Here is a 22,107-nt window from a genome sequence, read left to right as displayed (position 1 = left end):
CTCCCCTAGGGTAGCGCCAACCCGTCCCCGCCCCGCCGTGACCCCCGTAGTGTCTCGGCGTGCGACTGATACAATCACGTGGTCGCACGAAAGGAGCAGCAATGGTCGCTCAGCGCATACCCTCCTCGACGGACGTCCTCGTCATAGGCGCCGGACCGGCTGGGATATTCACCGCCCTTGGACTCATTCGGTCCCACTTTTCCGGTTCCATCACCATGGTGGAGAAGGGCCTGCCCATCGAGCGGCGGAGCTGCCCCAAGGAGCGCCTGGGCCATTGCGCGGACTGCAAGCCGTGCCGCATCACCACGGGCTTCTCGGGTGCCGGTGCGTTTTCGGACGGCAAGCTCTCGCTGTCGTGTCATGTTGGGGGAGACCTGCCCGAGCTCATAGGGGAGAGACTCGCGCAGTCCACCATCGAGCGTGTTGACCAGATGTACCTTGACTTTGGAGCCGACCCGCACGTAGAGGGCCTGGGGCACCCAAGGGAGGTCGCGGACATCCGTCGCCGGGCCATCCAGGCGGGGCTCAAGCTCGTGGACTGCCCCATCCGTCACCTGGGGACCGAGCGGGCGCAGCAGATTTATGCGACCATCGAGCGCGCTCTCCTGGATGCGGGGGTCAGGATCCTCTTCGAGCACGAGTGCGTGGAGGTGCTCGTCGAGGACGGTGTGTGTCGCGGCGCTATGGTGCGCCCGACGGCAGGGGGTGACGCCGTTGCCATACGCGCGGCGCAGACCGTGGTCGCTACCGGCCGCCGTGGGGCGAGCTGGTTTGACGACATGTGCGAGCGCCATGGAATCAGGCACTCTGCCGGCCCCTGCGACCTGGGCGTGCGCGTCGAGGTCCGCAACGAGGTCATGGAGAACGTCAACAACGTCCTCTACGAGAGCAAGCTCGTAGGCTACCCCAATCCCTTCCGCAACAAGGTTCGCACCTTCTGCCAGAACCCCGGCGGCTTCGTGAGTCAGGAGAACTACGACGGTGGCCTGGCCGTCGTGAACGGCCACAGCTACAAGGAGCGCAAGAGCGACAACACCAACCTCGCGGTCCTGTGCACGTTTAACTTTCGCGAGCCCTTTGACCAGCCCATCCTCTACGCACAGATGGTGGGGCGCCTGTGCAACATGCTCGGTGCGGGCCACATCCTGGTCCAGCGGTTCGGTGACATCCTCGACGGCAAGCGCACCTGGCCGCGCGAGCTCTCGCGCTCCAACCTCGTGCCCACGCTTCCCGACGCCGAGGCCGGCGACATCACCGCTGCTATCCCGTATCGGGCGATGATCGAGATCGTCAACTTCATAAAGGCCGTCGACCAAGTGGTTCCGGGCTTTGCCGCCGAGGAGACGCTCCTCTACGCACCCGAGCTCAAGTTCTACAGCAACAAGGTCAGCATGGACGAGAACCTCGACACCAACGTGGAGGGCCTCCACTGCCTGGGCGATTCGAGCGGCTGGACGCGCGGCCTCATGATGTCAAGTGTCATGGGCCTCCTCATGGGGGAGGGACTGGCGTCCCGGTAGGCTGGGCATCCCCCAAACGAGTCTCATAAAGCAGGAACTCGCGTCCCTAGGCGTGCACTGCTGTATTAAACTAACTAGTACAGTTAGAACGGATAAGTGGGGGAGGCGTGCATGATCCAGATAAGCTACCGAGACGCGCGTCCCATCTACGAGCAGGTCAGGGACTCGTATCAGCAGCAGATTCTGGCGGGGGTCCTCTCCCCCGGAGACAAGCTCCCCAGCGTGAGGGAGCTCTCCTCCGAGCTCGCCATCAATCCAAACACCATCCAGCGGGCATATCACGAGCTCGAGCAGGGCGGATACATCTACTCCGTGCGGGGGAAGGGAAGCTTCGTGGCCAACACCGCCCATGCGGCGGACGTGCGCCGGAGGGAGCTCCTCCAAAGGTTCGACGAGGTGGCAGGCGAGCTGATAGCCCTTGGCTGCACGGAAGACGAGCTGCGGGAGAGGATCGGGGGAGGTGCCGGCTGTGCGAGCGGCGATTGAGGTGCGGAAGCTCCGCAAGGAGTTCGATGACGTAGCGGCGCTCGACTGCGTCAACCTTACGGTTCCCGAAGGGGCAGTCTACGGACTGGTTGGGCCAAACGGCGCCGGAAAGTCGACGCTCATGGGCCATCTTACCGGTGCCCTGCGCCCGACTGGGGGGACGGTGAGCGTCCTGGGCGAGCCGGTGTGGGAGAACCCCGCCGTCAAGGCACGCATCGGAAGCGTCCCCAGCGACCCGTTCTTCTTCTCGACGGAGAGCATCCGCGGGATGGCGCAGTTCTACTACGACGTCTTCGCCGATTTTGACCTCGCGCGATTCGAGACAGTTGGCAAGAGCTTCGATCTTGACCGCAATCGTCCTCTCCGCAAGTTCAGCAAGGGGATGAGGAAGCAGGCGGCGTTCTGGCTCACGCTCTCGCTCACGCCCGATGTCCTGCTCCTCGACGAACCCATGGACGGACTCGACCCCCTGGTGCGCAAGCGCATGTGGCGCCTCGTGCTGGATGACGTGGCGGAGCGTAACACGACGGTGCTCGTGAGCAGCCACAACCTGCGTGAGCTCGAGGGAATCTGCGACCACATGGGCATTCTGCGCCAGGGGACCATGCTCAGGGAGTACGACCTTACCCGTGCGAGCGACGGACTGGTGAAGGTCCAGGTCGTGCTGCCCGAGGGCGCGGAGCTCCCGCGCGGCCTCTGGATTGCCAACCAGGCTGCAAGCGGTCGCATGCAGACCCTGATAGTTCACGGGGACGTGGGGCATGTGCGCGAGGTCCTCTCGACGGCGCATCCCGTCTACATGGAGACCGTCCCCCTGTCTCTCGAGGAGCTCTTCCTCTACGAGTTGGGAGGTGCGGACGATGAGCTCAAGGACCTCGTCCTCTAGCATCGGCATCTTTGGGGACGCCTGCCTGAGGCGTGCCCACGTTGCGGCGGCATACCTGCTCATATGGCTGGTCCCGCTCCTCTCGCTGCTATATCGCGGCAGGGCGATGGCAGACGGTGGCATGGAGGCGGGAGGGCAGCAGCTTCTCGCTTTCTCATCCGTCCTCGGCGTGTTCCTCACCCTCGTCGCCTCCTATGCGGCGGTTTTGCGAAACTTCAACTTTGCCTTCGACCGCGTTGCCGCTCCCTTCTACGGCTCGCTCCCCATCAGGCGAAGGCCGCTCTTCCGCTCCCTGCTCCTCGCCTCCCTTGTCCCCCTCCTCCTGGCCAACCTGGTCCTTGCCCTGCTACTTCTGGTGCTTGGCGGCATGGCGGCAATCGGTCCCATGGATGTGCTGGTGTGGTTTGCCGAGCAGGGGCTCATGTGCGTCACGTTCTGTGGCATCGCGTCGCTTTGCATGGTGGTGTCTGGACGGGCGTCGGTTGCGACGACGCTGTTCTGCATGGTCAACGGATATGTCGCCGTGGTGCAGTGGGGGGTTCGGCAGGTTGTCTCCATTCTTGCCCCGAGCGTCGTCGACGGTTCGTTCCCCTCGCTCGCCTGGGCATCCCCTGCGGTCTACCTCGTCCGCAGCCTGAGCTCCTTCCAGAGCGGCAGGGTCCCATGGCGGGTGCTCCTGGCATACGCCCTCGTGGGCGTCGTCTGCACCGTGGTCGCCACGGAGCTGTCCGCACGGCGTGACCTCGAGAGGGCGGGGGACGCCTTTGCGTTCCGGCCCGTCCACGAGGTGGCGAGCGTCCTGTTTGCACTCGCTGCCGGCCTGGGCGTGTCTCTCGTCATCCTCGCCCTGTTCGTCGATTTCGTAGCGGGCAGCCCACTCGTGGTTGGGGCGGTGGTGGTCGCGAGCTGCGCGCTGGTGTACTGCGTCGCCGAGGCGGGCGTGGGTGGCGGCATCACGGCACTCCGGGGCAGGAAGGCCGGCCTGGCGGTCACCGTTGCGGTTAGTGCCGCATTCGCCGTCTGCTGCGCCACCGATGCGATGGGCGTGGTGAGGTACGTCCCCTCCGTGGATGACGTCAAGAGCGTGTCGGTCAACAACCCCAGTCTTACGTTCGAGTCTCGCGAGGGCATCAGCCAGGTGGTGGGCCTTCATAAGTCCCTTGTTGCGAGCGGCGCCACCAACCTCGCGGATGGCTCGTCCGACTACAACACGGTGGACATCGCCTACACCCTCAGGGACGGAACCCTCATCAGGCGAGAGTACGCAATCGACCTCTCGTCCAAGAGCCTGTCGGACAAGGAGTCCATGGGGAGTGTCTTTCGGTCGTTCCTTCAGAGCGCGGCGGCGTCCGACGCGGCGTGCTCCATGCTCCGGCGCTCTCTGATCGAGGACACGAGCGCCACTGACGTGAGCCTTGACTACTGCCCGTCGTCAGACGCGATCACCTGGCACAGCGAATCCATCCCCGTCACAGACTACAAGGCGCTCGAGGCCGCCCTCGAGCAGGATGTCAGGGCGCATGGTGCATGGGCGGTCTCGGGCCTCCAGGGGTCGGACGACGCCGCTTTCGCCGCGTCCCTCTCGGTGGGGGCGACTATGCCTGGGACGTACGACTATCAGGTCCTCACGTTCACCCTGAGCGAGAGTCGCACGCCCAATACCGTCAAGTGGCTCAAACAGCGCTACCAGGTTGCGTTTATCAAGGCGAGCGAGACGAGTTAGCTGGGCTAAGGGAGGCATCGTCCGGGTGGCATGCGGTGTTGCTTCCGTGTGCCGCCCGCCTCCATACGCCCCCGCAATCCCACCGCCTGACTACGAATATCCCCTTGGTGGTAGACTTTCCCATGCTGAACATCTATGCCGCGCCACCGCACAACGCCGCGGCCGCATCGAGGAGACCCACATGCGAGACAAGCTCGAGAAGCTCATCGCGGCGTACGAGGAGCTTGAGAAAAAGATGCTGGACCCGTCCGTTGTGTCGGATCCCAAGGAATACGCCAGAATCGCAAAGGAGCACGCCAATCAAGCCGACCTCGTTGCCAAGGCGCGAGAGTACGTCCAGGCGCTCGACGACATCGATGCCGCCAAGGAGATGATGCACGAGACCTCGGATCCCGAGGAGAAGGAGATGCTCCAGGAGGACATCTCCTCCAACGAGGGGAAGCTCCCCTCGCTCGAAGACGAGATCAAGATCATGCTCATCCCCGGTGACCCCAACGACGAGAAAAACACCATCGTCGAGATCCGCGCCGGCGTCGGCGGTGACGAGGCGGCCATCTTCGCGGGTGACCTCTATGCCATGTACGAGCGCTTCGCCCAGTCCCGCGGCTGGAAGACCGAGGTCCTCTCCAGCAGCCCCGGCGAAGCGGGCGGCTTCAAGACGATTGAGTTCAAGGTCACCGGCGACAAGGTCTACTCGGTCATGAAGTACGAGAGCGGCGTACACCGCGTGCAGCGCATCCCCAAGACCGAGAGCCAGGGCCGCATTCAGACCTCCACGGCAACGGTGGCGGTGCTTCCCGAGGCGGAGGACATTGACATCAAGATCAATCCCGAGGACCTGAGGATCGATACCTATTGCTCCTCTGGCCCCGGCGGCCAGGGCGTCAACACCACCTACTCGGCGGTGCGCATCACCCACCTGCCCACCAACACGGTGGTCCAGTCGCAGGACCAGCGCTCCCAGATTCAGAACCGCGCGGTCTGCATGGAGATGCTGCGCGCAAGGCTCTACCAGATGGAGCTGGAGAAGCAGCAGGCAGAGCAGGGTGCCGAGCGCATGAGCCAGATTGGTCATGGCAACCGCTCCGAGAAGATTCGCACCTACAACCAGCCCCAGGACCGCGTGACCGACCACCGCATCGGTTTCAACTCCACGTACAACGGCGTCCTGCTGGGAGACCAGCTGGGCTCCGTGATCGAGGCGCTCGCCGCGGCGGACAGGGCGGAGAAGCTCGCCCAGACCGTGTAAGGCAAGGCCGTGATGTCGTTGCGGCGTCGGCTCCGGGCCGGCGCCGCTTTTTGGTTGGGGACGAGTGAATCGGAGGGGAGTGTCTGTGGCGGAGACCTGGACCGTTGGCAAGATGCTTAGGTGGACTGAGGGCTATCTGGAGCGCAAGGGCGACGAGCGCCCGCGCCTCTCTGCCGAGTGGCTGCTGTGTAACGTCACGGGCCTCTCGCGGGTGCAGGTCTACATGGACTTCGACCGTCCGCTGATGCGTGACGAGCTCGACCGCATGCACCAGGCTGTCGTCAGGCGCGGCAGGGGAGAGCCCCTCCAGTACGTGACGGGCGAGATGCCCTTTCGTCACATCGTCCTGCGCTGCGAGGAGGGCGTCCTTATCCCCCGGCCCGAGACCGAGATCCTGGTCGACGCCGCTCTTGAGGGCGTAGATGCGGCGCCGATGACGTTTCCGCCGGTCATGGGGGAGATGCCAGACCACGAGCCCTCCGAGGGGGAGGGGCCTGACGCCGGGGAGGCATCAGGTACGGGGGACGAGTCCGAGGTCGATGACGGCGGCGAAGCTGGGGGAGAGGTGCGCGGCGAGCCGCGCCAGATCCTTCCCGCCGGCTGCCGCGTTCTCGAGGTGGGCACCGGCACGGGGTGCATCGCGCTCTCCATCGCAGGCGAGCGGCCGGGAACCCGCGTCGTGGCAACGGACCTCTCGCCCAAGGCGATTGCGCTCGCAACGCGCAACCGGGATGCCCTCTCGCTCCAGGATGCAGTCACCATCGTGGAGTGCGACCTCGCCTCTGGCGTGGACCGGGAGCTCATGGGGACGTTCTCTGTACTGGTCTCCAACCCCCCGTACATCCCCACCAAGGTACTCGCCAACGAGGTGCCCTCCGAGGTGCGCGACCACGAGCCCGCGCTCGCGCTTGACGGAGGGGAGGATGGGCTCGATGTGTTCAGGAGGCTCCTCGAGTTTGCTCCCAAGGCGCTCGCCCCAGGCGGCATGTTCTGCGTCGAGCTGTACGAGGGATCGCTCGACGATGCGGCGGCGCTTGCGCGCGAGACGGGCGAGTGGGAGTCGGTGGAGGTTCGCGAGGACCTGACCCACAGGCCACGCGTGCTTGTCTGCAGGCTCGCCCGCCGGGAGTCCTAACGGGTTTCTCTGCTTGGAGGTTGCCATGGGTACTGTCTTGAGGGTGGACCAGCAGCATCCCGTCGACGGGTGCGTGGCGCAGGTCAGCGAGGTGCTTGCGGACGGAGGCGTCGTCGTCATGCCAACTGACTCCGTGTACGGCATCGGTTGCGCGGCTCTCCCCGGCAACCCCGGACTTGGGAGGATCTTCGACATCAAGCGCCGCGAGCGCACCCAGACGCTTCCGTGGCTCGTCGCAGACGAGGACGACCTCGCTCGATACGGTCGCGAGGTTCCCAAGTGGGCGTCCCGTCTCGCCCGCGAGCTCTGGCCGGGCGCCCTCACCCTCGTGGTACATGCTTCAGACGAGGTTCCGGGGGAGTACCTGCGACCTGGCGACGGGACCATCGCGCTCAGGCTCCCGGACTCCAACCTCGTGCGCCAGATTGCTCGGAGGGTCGGCGTACCGTTGGCCACCACGAGCGCGAACACGCACGGCGCACCGTCCGCCACGAGTGGCATGACGGTCGAGAGCCGCCTCGTCGAGCTCTCGGACCTCACCCTCGATGGCGGTCCCGCCCCCATCGCGGTTGCCTCCACGATCGTCTCGTGCCTTGGGGATGCTCCCGAGGTGCTTCGTGAGGGTGCTATTCCTGCCGCCCGCATTGCCGAGGTTGCCGGCTGCTAATGCGTATGCCGGCCATCTCGCTCCTGCGTCGCGAGACGCCCGTGAAGGTGTTGCGAGCGCCTGGCACCAGTGGGTCTCTCCCCGTCGGAAGCAACCCCCTGCGCTGTATCCTAGGCCTGCGGGCTTGGCCCGCGGAGGCGCACGACGGACGCGAACAGAAGGGGGATCCCGCATGAGGATTGCCATTGCATCGGACCACGCCGGGTACGACCAGAAGCCGGGGATGGTCGAGTACCTGAAGTCGCTCGGTCACGAGGTCGTCGACCTTGGGCCTATGAGCGCCGAGCGTTGCGACTACCCCGACTTTGCGGACAAGGTCGCCCGCTGCGTCGCTCGCGGGGATGCCGACAGGGGCGTCCTAATCTGCGGAACCGGCATTGGAATGGCGCTCACGGCGGACAAGGTGCCTGGAATCCGCGCCGCGGTGATTCAGACCCCCCAGTTTGCCGAGCTGTTCCGCGAGCACAACAACGGAAACGTCCTGTGCATCAGCGGCAGGTTCACCCCGTTCGAGACCAACAAGCAGATCGTAGACGAGTTCCTTACGACCGAGTTTGCGGGGGGTCGCCACACCGGGCGCGTTGAGAAGATCATGCGAGAGGACGACCCCTCGTTCGAGGGAGTTCCCGCCGACTTCGGGATGGAAGGGTAGGGGAGCCGCATGGCCGACACGATTCCCACGCTCAGGCGACAGGACCCCGAGCTCGCATCCCTCATCGGGGACGAGCTGGGGAGGCAGCGCGACTCCATCGAGCTCATCGCATCGGAGAACTTCGTGTCTCCCGCGGTCATGGAGGCGGTGGGCACCGTGCTTACCAACAAGTACGCGGAGGGCCTTCCCGGAAAGCGCTACTACGGTGGGTGCTGGGCGGTCGACAAGGTCGAGGACCTTGCTCGCGAGCGCGTGAAGGCGCTCTTTGGGGCACAGTTCGCCAACGTGCAGCCGCACTCGGGAGCGCAGGCAAACTATGCGGTCGAGACGGCGTTTGCCAAGCCTGGCGACACGATCATGGGGATGGATCTCAGCAACGGAGGCCACCTCACCCACGGCTCCCATGCCAACTTCTCTGGAAAGCTGTTCGACGTGGTGAGCTACGGGCTCGACCCCGCGACCGAGAGAATCGACTTCGACGACGTTGCGGCAAAGGCGGAGCAGCGCAAGCCCAAGATCATCATTGCGGGCGCGAGCGCCTATCCGCGCATCATAGACTTCGAGCGCTTTGCCCAGATCGCACACGACAACGGCGCGATTCTCATGGTGGACATGGCACACATCGCCGGCATCGTGGCTGCCGGACTCCACCCCAGTCCCGTCCCGGTCGCGGACGTGGTGACTTCCACCACACATAAGACCCTGCGCGGCACGCGCGGCGGCATCATCCTGTGGAACGATCCCGACTACACCAAGCGCATCAACTCCTCGGTGTTTCCCGGGACGCAGGGTGGCCCACTCGAGCACGTCATCGCCGGCAAGGCGGTGGCATTTGGCGAGGCGCTCAAGCCGGAGTTCAAGACCTACATCCAGAACGTGCTCGCCAACGCCAAGGCCCTCGGCCGCGGCATGCAGGCGAAGGGTCTGCGGCTCGTGACCGGCGGCACCGACAATCATCTCCTGCTTGTCGACCTCACGCCCGCAAAGTCCGTCACGGGGCGCGATGCCGAGCAGGCCCTCGAGTCGGTGGGAATCACGGTGAACAAGAACACCATCCCCGGGGAGCAGAGGTCCCCGTTTGTGACGAGCGGCATCCGCGTCGGCTCCGCCGCAATCACCACCCGCGGTTTTTGCGAGGCGGAGTGCGAGCGCGTCGGCGAGCTCATAGGAGAGACCGTGTTCGCCCTCGAGGAGGAGCCCGAGCGGCTCGATGGGGTGCGCGCCGAGGTCGCGTCCATGCTCGCGAGTCACCCCCTCTACCCCAATCTGGACTAACATCCCAAGGCGACAGAGGACGGGCGTCTCGCTTGGCGCCCTTACGACTGGCATCGAGCAGAGAGAGGCTTTCATGGCAGAGTTCGACCAGAGCAGGTTCACCGTCGTCGACCATCCGCTCGTGCAGCACAAGCTGCACATCCTGAGGGACAAGGACACAAGCACCAAGCAGTTTCGAGAGCTCGTGACCGAGCTCGCCATCTTCGAGGGCTACGAGGCAATGCGCGACTTCCCCCTGGAGGACGTTGAGGTCGAGACACCCCTCGAGAAGACGGTCTGCAAGAGGATCGCGGGCAAGAAGGTTGCCATCATCCCCATCCTCAGGGCAGGGCTGGGCATGGTCGACGGCATTCTCACCTTGGTGCCCTCCGCGCGCGTGGGGCATGTGGGGATGTATCGTGACCCCGAGACCCACGAGCCGCACCAGTACTACTGCAAGTTTCCCGCAGACGTCGACAAGCGCACCTGTCTCGTGGTCGACCCCATGCTCGCAACGGGAGGCTCGCTCACGGCGGCCATTCAGTTCCTCCGCGAGGCGGGGGTCAAGGACATCCGGGCCCTCACCATCGTCTCGGCGCCCGAGGGGGTCAAGACCGTCCTCGACTTCGATCCCGAGGTGAGGCTGTTCACCTGTGCGCTCGATCGCGAGCTCAACTCCGATGCCTACATCCTCCCCGGCCTGGGCGATGCCGGCGACAGGATCTATGGCACAAAGTAGGCAGGGAGCCCATCTCTCACGTCACGGAAGGGATTGTGACGGTTAGTTGATAATCGTCTTTTTAAAACGCATTTAAAAAGGTTCCCTTCCTAAAAACGTGCCAATACCTGCTGTTTTGCGGCCCCGCCATCGTCTTCTCGGTCGATGACGGGGCTGTCTGCCAATCCAAGTTATGGCTTTTCTTCGCAAATACGACTAAGATTCACTCCGCCTGCAGTGAGTTACTCCTCAAAGGGGGCAAGGCTTGGGGGAGACTATGACGGTGCTTGCCGGGGTCGCATGCGGCCTCGTCGGGTGCATCCCGCCAGCGGTCTTGTTTGAGCGTGCCCTCAAAAAGGGTAAGAATGCCGGTGTGAGCGTGGGCGTCGGGCTGGCGTCCATCCTCATCTCGTTTGTTGCTCTGTCGGCGATGATCTTCGCCGTGTACATGAGGGAAAGTGGGGCGACACTGCGCTTTGGGTGCGCCCTCGTGGTCACATTCCTCGCATTTTGGGGAGTGGAGTCGCTAAGGGCTTGGCGAGCCGCCAACAACGGGAGCCAGGCCGGAGGGAAGGACGAACAGTGAACGCGCTTTCAAAGCTGCCCGAGGCCATGGACGAGCTGCTCGATGGCTTCATGTCGCACGCGGTGGTCGGCAACACCACGGTTGGCCTGACCCAGTACATCTTCTGGATGTTCGTGGCGCTTGCCCTCTTCGTCGTTGCCATCCTCGCCTTCAAGAGGAAGCAGGCTCAGAGCCTCGTTCCTCATGGCTTCTTCGTCAACGGCATGGAGTACGTGGTCGAGTTTGTGCGTGACGACATGTGCAAGTCCATCCTCGGCGACACCTGGAAGAAGCACTTCCCCTTCATAGCTGCGCTCTTCTTCTTCATCCTCTTCAACAACATCGTGGGCATCATCCCCGGGTGCCACCCTGGCACCGGTACCATGGGCGTGACCGCGGCGCTCGCCCTGTGCTCGTTCGTCTACTTCATCGTGGTCGGCTGCAAGCGCATGGGGGTCATCGGGTACCTCAAGAGCCTGGCGCCCAAGGGCCTTCCCGGGCCAATGGCCGCAATGGTCTGGGTCATCGAGCTCTTCTCCACGTTCCTGCGCCTCATCACGCTGGCCGTCCGACTCTTCTGCAACATGTTTGCCGGCCACGTCGTCATGGGGACCTTCGCAATCCTGGCGTCGCTCTTCTTCGAGCCCCTGCTTCAGGGATTCTCTGCTGCCGCCCTTGGCAGCGCGGCGGGCTCCGTGTTCTGGGTACTCATCCTGATCATCATCTATCTGGTCGAGATCCTGGTTGCCGTGATTCAGGCATACGTCTTCACGCTTCTCTCGGCCGTCTACATCCAGCTTGTCGAGCAGGAGGAGTAGGCACGGGGTTTCACCTTCGGCTTCATGCGAGCCCCACGCTCGCTTGGGCATAGTTTGAAAGCTTGGAAATCGTCCTTGTGACGAACAACAAAGGAGGAATCGTGGGAGTCATCGGTTATGGTCTCGGCGTTATCGGCGCGGGTATCGGCATCGGTCTGGCGGCTTACGGCGCGACCACGTCCATGGCCCGTCAGCCTGAGGTCCAGGGTCGTCTGTTCACGGTCTTCATCCTGGGCTCCGCATTTGTCGAGGCACTCGCCCTCATCGGCTTCGTCGTGACGCTGATCGCTTCCTAATGGGTGCGATTCCCTCACGACGTACACCGAGTTGGAGGCAATATGAACAGGAACACTAAGGAGCTTGGCGACAAGCTGGCCGCCGGAATCGCGGCCGTTGGGGCGGTCCTCGCAGTTCCGTCCCAGGCGCTGGCGTCATCCATCAGTGGCCCGGACATCCTGCTGCCCAAGCCCGCGGAGTTCTTCCCGGCGCTCATAGCTTTCCTCGTCATCTGGCTGGTCATGGCAAAGGTCGCATGGCCCTCGATCCTCGGAATGATGGAGAAGCGCCAGCAGAAGATCCAGGACGACCTCGACAGTGCGGCGAAGGAGAAGGCCAAGGCGACCGAGAGCGCCCGTGCCTACGAGGAGAGGATTGCCGAGGCCAACCGCGAGGCGGAGGAGATCATCTCCAATGCCAAGAAGGAGGCCGAGGAGGAGCGCTCCCAGATTCTCGCCAAGGCCCAGCATGAGGCAAGCGCCATCGTCGTCAAGGCGCATGGTGCGGTCGAGTCCGAGCGCAAGAAGGCGATGATCGAGCTCTCCAGCTCCGTCGTCGACCTCTCGGTCGAAATCGCAAGCAAGATCATTGGCAACGACCTGAGCGAGGACGAGCAGCGCAAGCTGGCCGAGAAGTACCTCGCGGAAGTGAGCGCACCCGATGAGCAATAAGCGTAGCGAAGACGAAAAGGTCGAAGCCTACGCTCGCGCCCTCATTGAGGCTGGACGTGCCGAGGGCAGGGCCAACGCTGACCTTGTCCAATGGGAGCATGCACGCAAGTTCTCACCCGAGGTCCTCGAGACGCTCAGCGCAATGCAGGCGAGCGACGACCTCGACCTCGTTACCAAGGTTGCCAGCGAGTACAAGTCAATCCTTGACAGCGAGGACAAGACGGTCTCCGTCACGGTGACCACGTCCGTGCCCATGGATGACCATCTGCGCGCAAAGGTGAGGGAGAGGGCCGAGAAGCAACTCAAGGCCCCCGTGTATCTCGTCGAACGCGTCGACCCCAGCATCCTCGGGGGCATTGTCATCGAGGCACGCGGAAAGCGCTTCGACGCCTCCATCAAGGCGCAGCTTGCAAATATCCGCAAGACCCTCGGTTCGACCTTCGTCGGAAGTGATAAGTGACATGACAGAGAAGATCAGCTCGACAGAGATCATGGACTCGCTGCGCAGCCAGCTGTCCAAGATCAATGCCACGGTTGACCGCCAGGAGGCGTCGGTCGTCACCGCCGTGGGCGACGGAATCGCCCACGTCTCTGGCCTCAGGACCGCAATGGCCGGCGAGCTGCTTGAGTTCACGAGCTCCAGCAGCGGCCGAACCGTATACGGCCTTGCCCAGAACCTGGACGAGGACGAGGTCGGCGCGGTTCTCTTTGGTGATGTCGACATCATCAAGGAGGGAGACGAGTGCCGCACGACAGGTCGCGTCATGGATATCCCCGTGGGGCACGCCATGCTCGGCCGCGTCGTCAACCCGCTTGGTCAGCCCATCGACGGCCTTGGCGCAATCGACACCACGCACCGTCGCCCCATCGAGTTCAAGGCCCCTGGCATCATGGAGCGCCAGCCGGTCTGCCAGCCCGTCCAGACGGGTCTCATGGCAATCGACGCCATGGTCCCCATTGGTCGCGGCCAGCGTGAGCTCATCATTGGCGACCGTAAGACGGGTAAGACGGCCATCGCCATCGACACCATCGTCAACCAGCGCGACACCGACATCATCTGCATCTACGTGGCAATCGGCCAGAAGGCATCCACGGTGGCAGGCATCAGGGAGTCCCTTGCCAAGCAGGGCGTCCTGGACAAGACGGTCATCGTCTCGGCCACTGCGGCCGACTCCGCGCCAATGCAGTACATTGCGCCCATGGCCGGCGCGGCAATCGGCGAGTACTTCATGTACAACGACGAGAACGGCAACCCCGCCGATGCAGAGCATCCCGGTGGCCACGTGCTCGTGGTGTACGATGACCTCTCCAAGCAGGCTGTCGCCTATCGTCAGATGTCGCTTACGCTTCATCGTCCGCCCGGACGCGAGGCATATCCTGGCGACATCTTCTACCTGCATTCGCGCCTTCTGGAGCGAGCGTGCAAGCTGTCCGACGCGAACGGCGGCGGCTCCCTTACTGCGCTCCCAATCATCGAGACCCAGGAGGGTGACGTCTCGGCCTACATCCCGACCAACGTCATCTCCATCACCGACGGCCAGATCTATCTGCAGACCAACCTGTTCTTCCAGGGACAGCGCCCTGCAGTCGACGTCGGTATCTCGGTGTCCCGAGTCGGCGGTGACGCACAGCTCAAGTCGATGAAGCAGGTGGCTGGTACGCTCCGCCTCGACCTCGCGAGCTATAGCGAGAAGCAGGCCTTCGCGCAGTTTGGCTCCGACCTCGACGCTGCGACGCAGTATCAGCTCAACCATGGCGCCCATATGATGGAGCTCCTCAAGCAGGGCCGCTACTCGGCTCTCGACGTCGCGGACCAGGTCATCGCGATCTTTGCCGCCAAGGAGAACTTCATCGACGACATCGACCTCAACCACGTCACGCTCTTCCGCGACAAGCTCGCCAAGTACATGCAGGATAAGCACCCCTCCTGCCGTGAGCTCGTACGCCAGGGCAAGATTGACGACGCCCTCTCCGAGAGGCTCAAGGGCCACATCGCCCACTTCAAGGAGCAGTTCCTCCTGCAGCACCCCAACAAGGCAAAGCAGGACGACGTGGAGCAGGGCGCCGAGCCCGTGGTCGTGGCGGAGGACGAGGACGCCGGAAAGGCCCAGGAGTAACACACCATGGCGAACCTTCGCGAAATATCGAGGCGAATGGGCTCCATCCGGAGCACCATGCAGATTACGCGCACCATGGAGATGATCTCCACCGCCCGCATTCAGAAGGCTCTGAAGCGGGCGGAGGAGGCCACGGCATACAAGGACGCCATCACCAACATGCTCTCGAACGTGGCCGGGTCTGCGTCAGACTCTTCGCAGCCCCTGCTTACCGTTCACCAGCAGGAGAAGTGCGTCCTGTTCATCATCGTCGCCTCGGACCGTGGGCTTGCTGGGGGGTTCAACATCCTCCAGCAGCGTTACGTCGAGCACCAGATGAACGAGCTCGCGTCGCGTGGTATCAAGTCTCAGGTCATCACCTGCGGACGCAAGCCAACGGAATACTTCACGTATCGCAAGGTGAAGCCTGTCCTCTCCTTTGTGGGCATCTCCTCTGAGCCCACGATGGACGAGGCGGATCGCATCGCGACGTATGCCATGTCCGGGTACGAGTCGGGCGAGATCGACCGCGTGGAGATTCTCTACTGGCACGCCAAGAACCGCGTCGAGCAGACGCAGGTGACGGAGCAGCTGCTCCCAATCTCGCGGGAGCGCCTGATGATGCCGAACAAGCCTCGCAATCCCGAGGCCATGTCCGAGATCGGTCAGACTTATGCTCACAACTACGAGTTTGAGCCTTCCGCTCCCGAGGTCCTGGGCTATCTGATGCCGGCGTACTTCCGAACGGTCATCTATCACGCGCTCCTTGACTCCGCGGCGGCGGAGCACGGGGCGAGGCGACGTGCGATGAAGTCTGCCTCGGACAACGCGGAGTCGGTCCTCGAGACACTCAACCGTACGTACAACCGCGAGCGTCAGGGTGCCATTACCACCGAGCTCAACGAGATCATCGGCGGCGCTTCCGCATTGGAGGACAAGTAATGTCAGAAACCAAAGAGCAGGCGCGTACCCCCCTTGAGGAGGCCGCCTACAAGCAGTTGAACAGGAGCGTGGGCCAGGGCACCATCGTCCGGGTTGTCGGTCCTGTCGTGGACGTCAAGTTCGACGACAAGGTGCCGGCGATTTACACGGCGCTCAAAGTCGACGACGACACTCCCGTCGGCAGGGTCAGCACCGTCCTCGAGGTTGAGTCCCAGCTTCCCGGCGGCGTTGTCCGTACCGTCGCTATGTCCTCGACCGACGGCCTCCAGCGTGGCCTCAAGGTCAGGGATACCGGTCACCCCATGATGATGCCCGTCGGCCCGTCCACGCTTGGCCGAGTCTGGAACGTCATGGGTGAGCCGGTCGATGGCGGAAAGGTGCCCGACGACGTCGAGTACTATCCCATCCATCACCCCGCCCCTGCCTTCGAGGAGCTCACGACCCAGACCGAGATCTTCGAGACGGGCATCAAGTCAATTGACCTCCTGGAGCCGTATGTCCGTGGTGGCAAGACCGGCCTCCTCGGGGGCGCTGGCGTCGGTAAGACCGTTCTGATTCAGGAGCTCATCAACAACCTTGCACAGGAGCACGGCGGCACCTCCGTTTTTACGGGTGTCGGCGAGCGTACGCGCGAGGGTACCGACCTCTACCTTGAGATGAGCGAGTCTGGCGTCATCAACAAGACCTGCTTGGTCTACGGGCAGATGAACGAGCCGCCCGGAGCTCGTCTTCGCGTCGGCCTCGCTGGCCTCACCACGGCAGAGTACTTCCGCGACCAGGGTCAGGACGTCCTTCTCTTCATCGACAACATCTTCCGCTTCTCGCAGGCGGGATCGGAGGTCTCCGCACTGCTGGGCCGCATGCCCTCGGCAGTCGGATACCAGCCTACGCTTGCAACCGAGATGGGTGACCTCCAGGAGCGCATCACCTCGACGAAGGAGGGCTCCATCACCTCCGTCCAGGCTGTCTACGTCCCTGCGGACGACCTGACCGACCCTGCCCCGGCGACCACCTTCACGCACCTGGATGCCACCACGGTCCTCTCGCGTGCCATCTCGTCGCTGGGCATCTATCCCGCCGTCGACCCGCTCGCAAGCTCGAGCTCGGCCCTTGACCCCTCGATCGTTGGCGAGGAGCACTATCGCGTCGCTATGGCGGTTCAGGAGATTCTGCAGGAGTACTCCGACCTTCAGGACATCATCGCGATCCTGGGCATGGACGAGCTATCGGAGGAGCAGCAGCTCACCGTTGCCCGCGCCCGCAAGATCCAGCAGTTCCTCTCGCAGAACTTCCACGTCGCGCAGAAGTTTACGGGCGTTCCGGGCGTGTACGTCACCGTCGAGGATACCGTCCGCTCCTTCGCGGCGATCGTGGACGGCAAGTGCGATGACATTCCCGAGCAGGCGTTCCGCTACGCGGGTACCATCGACGATGTCATCGCCCGCGCCCGTAAGATGAAGGACGAAGCGAAGGACAGCGAGTAGGGAAGGTCAGATGGCAGAGCTCAACTGTCAGTTCGTGCGTCCGGACAGGCTCCTCTATGAGGGGCCTGTCAAGAGCCTCGTCTTGGTCACGCACAGCGGCGAGCTTGGCGTGTGGCCCGGCCATGCTCCAGAGATCTGCTCCCTGGGCGATGGAGTCGTTCGGCTCCATCTTCTCGACAAGGATGGTGGCGGCACCCGCAAGGTCGTGATTTCGGGAGGGTATGCCGAGATTAACGAACGTGGCGTCATCATCCTTGCCGATCACGCCCGCGAGACCAACGACATCGAGCCTGATGTGGTTCGTCAGACGCGCGAGGCCGCCTTTGATGCCAGGGACAAGATCCCCGAGGGCGATCATAGGCGCACGTACTACGACAACAAGATCAACTGGTGTAATCTCCTGCTCAAGACGGCTGCCGAGAATGGGCAGGCGTAGTTCTCGGGAGGATTGAGTGGAAGTAATTCGGGTTGAGGGCGGGTATCCCGTCGAGGGTGAGGTCACGGTAGAGGGCGCGAAGAACTCTGCCCTGAAGCTCATGGCCGCAACGATCATGGCGCCGGGCGTCACGACGCTCACCAACGTGCCAAACATCTCTGACGTTCATGTCATGGGAAAGGTACTCAAGTACCTTGGCGCAAAGATTGACGTGACCAACGAGCATGAGCTTGTTATCGACACGTCTCAGGTCACCAAGTGGGAGACGCCCTATCACCTCGTCGCCCAGATGCGCGCCTCGACGGCCGTCCTCGGCCCGCTGCTTTCCCGCTTTGGCAAGGCGGTAGTCGCCATGCCCGGTGGCTGCAACATCGGTGCCCGCAAGATTGACATGCATATCCTCGGGCTCGAGGCCTTGGGCGTCAATTTTCAGATAGACCATGGCAACATCCATGCCACCAGTCCCAACGGGCTCAAAGGGAACACCGTTACGCTCGAGTTTGCGAGCGTCGGAGCAACCGAGAACCTCATGATGGCCTCCGTTCATGCAGATGGCATCACGACCATCGATAACGCGGCGAGGGAGCCCGAGATCGTTGATCTTGCCAACATGCTCAACGAGATGGGCGCAAAGATCCGCGGTGCCGGTTCGCCCGTCATCGAGGTCGAGGGCGTTAAGGAGGAGCTCCATCCCGTGATGCACCGCGTCGTGGGGGACCGCATCGAGGCGGGGACATTCCTCGCGATGGCGGGCATATGCGGTCGGCCCGTCACCGTAAAGGGCTTTGAGCCGGTGCACCTGGGCCTCGTGCTCAAGAAGTTCGAGACCATGGGGCTGTCCGTGGATCGCGGAGCCCATCAGTGCACGGCGTGGCGTGAGGGGCCCATCAGGTCCATCGACATCCAGACCCTTCCGTTTCCCGGTTTCCCAACCGACATGCAGGCGCAGACGATGTGTCTCTTGGCGCTTGGCGATGGTAGCTGCGTCATTACCGAGAACGTCTTCGAGAATCGCTTCATGTTTGCCAGCGAGCTCCAGAGGATGGGAGCCGACATTCGAATAGAGGGGCACCATGCCATCGTTCACGGCGTTCCCGGGTTCTCGGGTGCCGAGGTCAAGGCGCCAGACCTCCGTGGTGGAGCGGCATTGGTTATGGCGGGTCTCGTCGCCGACGGCTACACCACGGTTTCCCAGATTCACCACATCGACCGTGGGTACGAGAGGTTCGTCCCCAAGCTCCGGTCGCTAGGGGCTCACGTGGAGAGGCTCGAAGTTCCCGATCCGGAGGAGTCCTAGCGTTTCTCGCCCAATGAAGCTCATGTGAAGCGAGCGGTCCCCTTCGCCCGACTAACGGGCCAGGGGGCCGTTTGCCGTCTGGGCGAGTGAAAAATAATCGAACGTAGCCATCCGTCTATAGAATGGGGCGTGCGGATCGCGTGGGGGCTTGGGTATAACCCCTCGCGAACGAGTCCCCGAGGACCGGAGGAGGGAACGCATGCCCAGAACTCAGGGCGAGACGCCCGAGCACAACCTTTCGATGGCGAACGAGGACTATCTCGAATCCATCTATCGAATCATGGAAGAGACCGGCGAGAGCGACGGAATCAAGTCTGTGACAGTCGCGGAGCAGCTCAACGTGTCAAAGGCGAGCGTAAACAAGGCAATCGCCAACCTAAAGGAGGCGGGATACGTCGAGCAGAACCGCTACGGGCGCGTTCAGCTGACCCCATCGGGGCGTTCTTACGCACGCCATGTGTGGCGGTGTCACCGCATGCTCAGGTCCTTCCTCGAGCGAGACCTTGGGGTCGAGCACGACGTGGCGGATGCAGAGGCGTGTCAGATGGAGCATGCCCTTTCGCTCGACACGCAGAACCGTTGGCTCGAATACCTCGAGGCACAGGGAATCAACGTCGAGGAGTAAGGCTCTTCGAGCTTCAACACACCAGAGAGACAGAAAGGATCGCTATGAAAGCAATCATCCCCGCCGCAGGACTTGGAACAAGGTTTCTCCCTGCGACAAAGGGCACTCCCAAGGAGCTTCTCCCCGTGCTGTCCAAGCCGGTGATCCAGTATGTCGTGGAGGAGGCGCTCGAGCCCGAGGAGGTCGATGGCGTCATCGTCGTCAACTCCCCCGAGAAGCCGCAGATTGAGTCCTACTTCCACGTGGACGGCGGCTTTGAGGAGACCCTGCGTGCCAGGGGCAAGGAGAAGGAGGCCGACGAGATCCACGCCGCAGGCTCCCTTCCCGTCAGCTTCTGCTACCAGCGCGAGGCGAAGGGCCTGGGACACGCGGTCCTCTGTGCCAGCAGGATGCTCAGGGGAGACGAGCCGTTCTTCGTGCTTCTCGGCGACTATTTCGTGCCCGATCGCCAGATGTGCGTGAGGATGGCAGAGGTGTCGAAGATGCACGGCGGGGCATCGGTCATTGCCGTCGCCCCCGTTCCGGAGGACCAAGTCAGCCGTTACGGCATCATTGCTGGTGAGTGCGTGGGTTCGCTGGGCGACAAGAACGCAACCGGGGAGAAGGAGGGGGCAGTCTGGAAGGTGACTGGCCTTGTGGAGAAGCCGGCACCGGAGGACGCGCCATCCCATTTGTTCATTGTCGGGCGCTATCTACTCTCGCCGAGGGTGATGGAGCTCCTCGCCACCCAGGGTCCCGGAGCTGGCGGAGAGATCCAGCTGACCGACGCGATGCAGCGCCTTCTCGCTGAGGAGGAGATGTACGCCCTGGTCGTTGATCCGGCAGAGGGCTGCGATACGGGTACACCTGCGGCATGGGCCGCAACCAACGCGAGGATGGCACTTGCCGACCCCGATTCGAGGGATCTCTTCCTCGAGGCGCTGGGCAACAAGGCGATAGAGCAACTTCGCTAAACCCTCGGAGGGCAGATGCGCATCATCCACTTCGGCACAAACGGATGGCGGGAGCGCGTAGACGACGGTTTCGACGAAGAGTCGGTCGCGCGCCTCGCCTCGTCATTCGGACTCGTTTGGGGCTCTCGCCACGAAGGTGCCAGAGTGTTTGTGGGGTACGACACGCGCGAGGGCGGACGCTCTTTTGCCTGCGTCGTAGCGGGTGTCGTTGCGAGCTTTGGCCTGGATGTTCGCCTGAGCAATGTTCCGTGCCCGCTGCCGGCGCTTGAGTGGGCGGTCGCTAGGGATGAGTCATGCTGTGGGGCGATCATGGTTACGGCGTCTGACGCCCCCTGTGACTACAACGGAATTCTTGCCCGGGGGGAGGATGGCGGCGCCATCTCCGAGGCATTTGCCAGTGAGATTGACCGAGGGATTTCGGCGGAGGCGCCAGCCGATAGGGCGGCGTTTACCGAGTCCGACTTTGTCTCCCCGTACTACCAGACCCTCTCCGGGGAAGTTGACGCTGAGCTAATCTCCAGTGTCGGCCCGAGCGTCGTGGTCGACTCCATGTTTGGTCCGGCAAGGGGCGGTTTTGCCAGCACCCTGCGTAAACTGGGGTGCAAGGTGGTGGAGGTTCACTCGTCGGACAGGCCGGACTTCGATGGGATTCACCCCCGCGTGACCGAGCCGTGGGTCGATGACTGCGAGCGAACGGTGCTGCAGAGCGGCGCGGATCTAGGAGTCGCCATCGATGGGGACTGTGCCCGCTCGGCGATCGTCGATGCGGGAGGAAGGCTTGTCTCCCCCCACGACACGATTCCCCTCATCATGCGCCACTGGGTGCTCGAGAGGGGAATGTCGGGGCGCGTGGTCATGACCATGGCCAGCTCATCGAGAGTGAGCCGAGAGGCGGAGAGACTTGGCCTGGAGTGCACGTCCGTTCCTGTTGGCTTCCAGCGCCTCTACGCGGAGGCGAAGGTCGGAGACGTCCTCATGGCAAGCGACGAGTACGGGGGAATCTGCTTTCCCGCTCACCTCATGGAACGGGACGGCTTGTTCGTTGCCCTACTTGCAATCGAGGCGTTCTGCGCGAGCGGCAAGGGGATACGCGACCTCGTCGACCAAATAGCAGGCGAGAATGGCCACATGGACTATGCGAGAAAAGACCTCCGTCTGGAACCCGCGCTGGTCCAGAGCTTTCGGAACGTCCTGCCCGGGCTTAACCCTAGGGAAGTTGCCGGCAGAGAGCCGAAGACGATTAGTCACGCAGATGGCTTGAAACTTGGATTTGAAGACGATTCGTGGGTCATGCTTCGGCCATCGAGAGCGCAGTCCGTCGTAAGGGCATATGCCGAGGCGCCAACCCCAGAGCAAAGGGATGGGTTGCTCGATGCGGTGTGCTCGTTGGCACTTGCCGATAGATAACCGTTTGCCGGAAGATGGCCGCCGTCTGGCGGCCATTTTTTCGTAATAGAGAAATTAGCAGGTAATGACCGGGGTAGAAAGCATCCAGGAATAACTCAAGCCGCGTTAGCCTCGCGGAGTTGTGTGCGTCTCGTGGAGGCGCGGAAGCCCGGCCCCGTCGGGCGCGGCGCCGCGTATAGTTGTTCCTCGCGCCGCACGGGGGCCTCGGGCCCGGCGGGCGGCGGCGAACCTTGAGAACCGGATACTG

The 22,107-nt window shown here is 63.1% G+C and carries 23 protein-coding genes; all 23 read left to right on the top strand.

Going from position 1 to position 22,107, the window contains the following annotated elements:
• The first annotated feature begins 101 nt into the window (after window positions 1-101).
• The 23 genes from FYJ68_RS00115 to FYJ68_RS00005 all read left to right on the top strand — a co-directional run bounded on the left by FYJ68_RS00115 (window position 102) and on the right by FYJ68_RS00005 (window position 21,860).
• Window positions 102-1,520 (top strand): NAD(P)/FAD-dependent oxidoreductase, encoded by a 1,419-nt coding sequence (locus FYJ68_RS00115; RefSeq protein ID WP_154433307.1) that lies wholly within the window; start codon window positions 102-104, stop codon window positions 1,518-1,520.
• 111 nt (window positions 1,521-1,631) lie between these two features.
• Window positions 1,632-2,006, top strand: coding sequence for a GntR family transcriptional regulator (locus FYJ68_RS00110; RefSeq protein WP_154433306.1), 375 nt, complete (start codon window positions 1,632-1,634; stop codon window positions 2,004-2,006).
• Window positions 1,990-2,892 (top strand): ABC transporter ATP-binding protein, encoded by a 903-nt coding sequence (locus FYJ68_RS00105; RefSeq protein WP_326832130.1) that lies wholly within the window; start codon window positions 1,990-1,992, stop codon window positions 2,890-2,892. The genes FYJ68_RS00110 and FYJ68_RS00105 overlap by 17 nt, the downstream gene beginning before the upstream one ends.
• Window positions 2,867-4,615, top strand: coding sequence for a hypothetical protein (locus FYJ68_RS00100; RefSeq protein ID WP_154433304.1), 1,749 nt, complete (start codon window positions 2,867-2,869; stop codon window positions 4,613-4,615). Before FYJ68_RS00105 ends, FYJ68_RS00100 begins: the two co-directional genes overlap by 26 nt.
• Window positions 4,616-4,796: 181 nt before the next feature.
• Window positions 4,797-5,864: a peptide chain release factor 1 gene (prfA, locus tag FYJ68_RS00095; protein WP_154433303.1), complete on the top strand. Its 1,068-nt coding sequence runs from the start codon at window positions 4,797-4,799 to the stop codon at window positions 5,862-5,864.
• Between the two features lie 85 nt (window positions 5,865-5,949).
• Complete coding sequence (locus FYJ68_RS00090) at window positions 5,950-6,999, top strand: N5-glutamine methyltransferase family protein (protein ID WP_326832129.1); 1,050 nt, start codon at window positions 5,950-5,952, stop codon at window positions 6,997-6,999.
• 25 nt (window positions 7,000-7,024) lie between these two features.
• Entirely contained in the window at window positions 7,025-7,666 is a 642-nt protein-coding gene (locus FYJ68_RS00085) for an L-threonylcarbamoyladenylate synthase (RefSeq protein WP_154433302.1), read from the top strand.
• 172 nt (window positions 7,667-7,838) lie between these two features.
• The gene (rpiB, locus tag FYJ68_RS00080) at window positions 7,839-8,318 is read left to right on the top strand and encodes a ribose 5-phosphate isomerase B (RefSeq protein WP_154433301.1); all 480 of its coding nucleotides are present in this window, start codon (window positions 7,839-7,841) and stop codon (window positions 8,316-8,318) included.
• 9 nt (window positions 8,319-8,327) lie between these two features.
• Window positions 8,328-9,593, top strand: a complete 1,266-nt coding sequence (glyA, locus tag FYJ68_RS00075; RefSeq protein ID WP_154433300.1) for a serine hydroxymethyltransferase — start codon at window positions 8,328-8,330, stop codon at window positions 9,591-9,593.
• Window positions 9,594-9,666: 73 nt separating this feature from the next.
• Complete coding sequence (gene upp / locus FYJ68_RS00070; RefSeq protein WP_154433299.1) at window positions 9,667-10,311, top strand: uracil phosphoribosyltransferase; 645 nt, start codon at window positions 9,667-9,669, stop codon at window positions 10,309-10,311.
• A 256-nt stretch (window positions 10,312-10,567) separates the two neighbouring features.
• Window positions 10,568-10,876, top strand: a complete 309-nt coding sequence (locus FYJ68_RS00065) for a hypothetical protein (protein ID WP_154433298.1) — start codon at window positions 10,568-10,570, stop codon at window positions 10,874-10,876.
• Complete coding sequence (gene atpB / locus FYJ68_RS00060; RefSeq protein WP_326832128.1) at window positions 10,873-11,673, top strand: F0F1 ATP synthase subunit A; 801 nt, start codon at window positions 10,873-10,875, stop codon at window positions 11,671-11,673. The genes FYJ68_RS00065 and atpB overlap by 4 nt, the downstream gene beginning before the upstream one ends.
• Window positions 11,674-11,774: 101 nt before the next feature.
• Window positions 11,775-11,969, top strand: coding sequence for an ATP synthase F0 subunit C (gene atpE, locus FYJ68_RS00055; RefSeq protein ID WP_091005940.1), 195 nt, complete (start codon window positions 11,775-11,777; stop codon window positions 11,967-11,969).
• 42 nt (window positions 11,970-12,011) lie between these two features.
• Window positions 12,012-12,620, top strand: coding sequence for a F0F1 ATP synthase subunit B (gene atpF / locus FYJ68_RS00050; RefSeq protein WP_154433296.1), 609 nt, complete (start codon window positions 12,012-12,014; stop codon window positions 12,618-12,620).
• Window positions 12,610-13,080: a F0F1 ATP synthase subunit delta gene (locus tag FYJ68_RS00045; RefSeq protein ID WP_154433295.1), complete on the top strand. Its 471-nt coding sequence runs from the start codon at window positions 12,610-12,612 to the stop codon at window positions 13,078-13,080. The genes atpF and FYJ68_RS00045 overlap by 11 nt, the downstream gene beginning before the upstream one ends.
• Window position 13,081: 1 nt before the next feature.
• Window positions 13,082-14,737, top strand: a complete 1,656-nt coding sequence (atpA, locus tag FYJ68_RS00040) for a F0F1 ATP synthase subunit alpha (protein WP_154433294.1) — start codon at window positions 13,082-13,084, stop codon at window positions 14,735-14,737.
• Between the two features lie 6 nt (window positions 14,738-14,743).
• Window positions 14,744-15,658: an ATP synthase F1 subunit gamma gene (gene atpG, locus FYJ68_RS00035; protein ID WP_154433293.1), complete on the top strand. Its 915-nt coding sequence runs from the start codon at window positions 14,744-14,746 to the stop codon at window positions 15,656-15,658.
• The gene (gene atpD / locus FYJ68_RS00030; RefSeq protein ID WP_154433292.1) at window positions 15,658-17,142 is read left to right on the top strand and encodes a F0F1 ATP synthase subunit beta; all 1,485 of its coding nucleotides are present in this window, start codon (window positions 15,658-15,660) and stop codon (window positions 17,140-17,142) included. Before atpG ends, atpD begins: the two co-directional genes overlap by 1 nt.
• Window positions 17,143-17,152: 10 nt before the next feature.
• Entirely contained in the window at window positions 17,153-17,578 is a 426-nt protein-coding gene (atpC, locus tag FYJ68_RS00025) for an ATP synthase F1 subunit epsilon (RefSeq protein ID WP_154433291.1), read from the top strand.
• Window positions 17,579-17,594: 16 nt separating this feature from the next.
• Window positions 17,595-18,875, top strand: coding sequence for a UDP-N-acetylglucosamine 1-carboxyvinyltransferase (gene murA / locus FYJ68_RS00020; RefSeq protein ID WP_326832127.1), 1,281 nt, complete (start codon window positions 17,595-17,597; stop codon window positions 18,873-18,875).
• Window positions 18,876-19,074: 199 nt separating this feature from the next.
• A complete protein-coding gene (locus tag FYJ68_RS00015; RefSeq protein ID WP_154433290.1) occupies window positions 19,075-19,500 on the top strand; it encodes a metal-dependent transcriptional regulator in 426 nt (141 codons plus the stop codon).
• Between the two features lie 44 nt (window positions 19,501-19,544).
• Complete coding sequence (locus tag FYJ68_RS00010) at window positions 19,545-20,453, top strand: UTP--glucose-1-phosphate uridylyltransferase (RefSeq protein ID WP_154433289.1); 909 nt, start codon at window positions 19,545-19,547, stop codon at window positions 20,451-20,453.
• 15 nt (window positions 20,454-20,468) lie between these two features.
• Window positions 20,469-21,860, top strand: coding sequence for a phosphohexomutase domain-containing protein (locus tag FYJ68_RS00005; protein WP_154433288.1), 1,392 nt, complete (start codon window positions 20,469-20,471; stop codon window positions 21,858-21,860).
• Window positions 21,861-22,107: the final 247 nt, after the last annotated feature.

The sequence above is a fragment of the Olsenella porci genome, assembly GCF_009695875.1.
In the GTDB taxonomy this organism is placed as follows: domain Bacteria; phylum Actinomycetota; class Coriobacteriia; order Coriobacteriales; family Atopobiaceae; genus Olsenella_H; species Olsenella_H porci.
This window is presented reverse-complemented; position numbering and strand designations above follow the sequence as displayed.

Coding starts and splice junctions, on each gene's coding strand:
- prfA (WP_154433303.1), top strand. CDS start 4,797: ATGCGAGACAAGCTCGAGAAGCTCATCGCGGCGTACGAGGAGCTTGAG.
- FYJ68_RS00110 (WP_154433306.1), top strand. CDS start 1,632: ATGATCCAGATAAGCTACCGAGACGCGCGTCCCATCTACGAGCAGGTC.
- FYJ68_RS00115 (WP_154433307.1), top strand. CDS start 102: ATGGTCGCTCAGCGCATACCCTCCTCGACGGACGTCCTCGTCATAGGC.
- atpF (WP_154433296.1), top strand. CDS start 12,012: ATGAACAGGAACACTAAGGAGCTTGGCGACAAGCTGGCCGCCGGAATC.
- rpiB (WP_154433301.1), top strand. CDS start 7,839: ATGAGGATTGCCATTGCATCGGACCACGCCGGGTACGACCAGAAGCCG.
- FYJ68_RS00010 (WP_154433289.1), top strand. CDS start 19,545: ATGAAAGCAATCATCCCCGCCGCAGGACTTGGAACAAGGTTTCTCCCT.
- atpA (WP_154433294.1), top strand. CDS start 13,082: ATGACAGAGAAGATCAGCTCGACAGAGATCATGGACTCGCTGCGCAGC.
- atpD (WP_154433292.1), top strand. CDS start 15,658: ATGTCAGAAACCAAAGAGCAGGCGCGTACCCCCCTTGAGGAGGCCGCC.
- atpC (WP_154433291.1), top strand. CDS start 17,153: ATGGCAGAGCTCAACTGTCAGTTCGTGCGTCCGGACAGGCTCCTCTAT.
- FYJ68_RS00005 (WP_154433288.1), top strand. CDS start 20,469: ATGCGCATCATCCACTTCGGCACAAACGGATGGCGGGAGCGCGTAGAC.
- FYJ68_RS00085 (WP_154433302.1), top strand. CDS start 7,025: ATGGGTACTGTCTTGAGGGTGGACCAGCAGCATCCCGTCGACGGGTGC.
- FYJ68_RS00065 (WP_154433298.1), top strand. CDS start 10,568: ATGACGGTGCTTGCCGGGGTCGCATGCGGCCTCGTCGGGTGCATCCCG.
- atpG (WP_154433293.1), top strand. CDS start 14,744: ATGGCGAACCTTCGCGAAATATCGAGGCGAATGGGCTCCATCCGGAGC.
- upp (WP_154433299.1), top strand. CDS start 9,667: ATGGCAGAGTTCGACCAGAGCAGGTTCACCGTCGTCGACCATCCGCTC.
- glyA (WP_154433300.1), top strand. CDS start 8,328: ATGGCCGACACGATTCCCACGCTCAGGCGACAGGACCCCGAGCTCGCA.
- FYJ68_RS00015 (WP_154433290.1), top strand. CDS start 19,075: ATGCCCAGAACTCAGGGCGAGACGCCCGAGCACAACCTTTCGATGGCG.
- FYJ68_RS00100 (WP_154433304.1), top strand. CDS start 2,867: ATGAGCTCAAGGACCTCGTCCTCTAGCATCGGCATCTTTGGGGACGCC.
- FYJ68_RS00045 (WP_154433295.1), top strand. CDS start 12,610: ATGAGCAATAAGCGTAGCGAAGACGAAAAGGTCGAAGCCTACGCTCGC.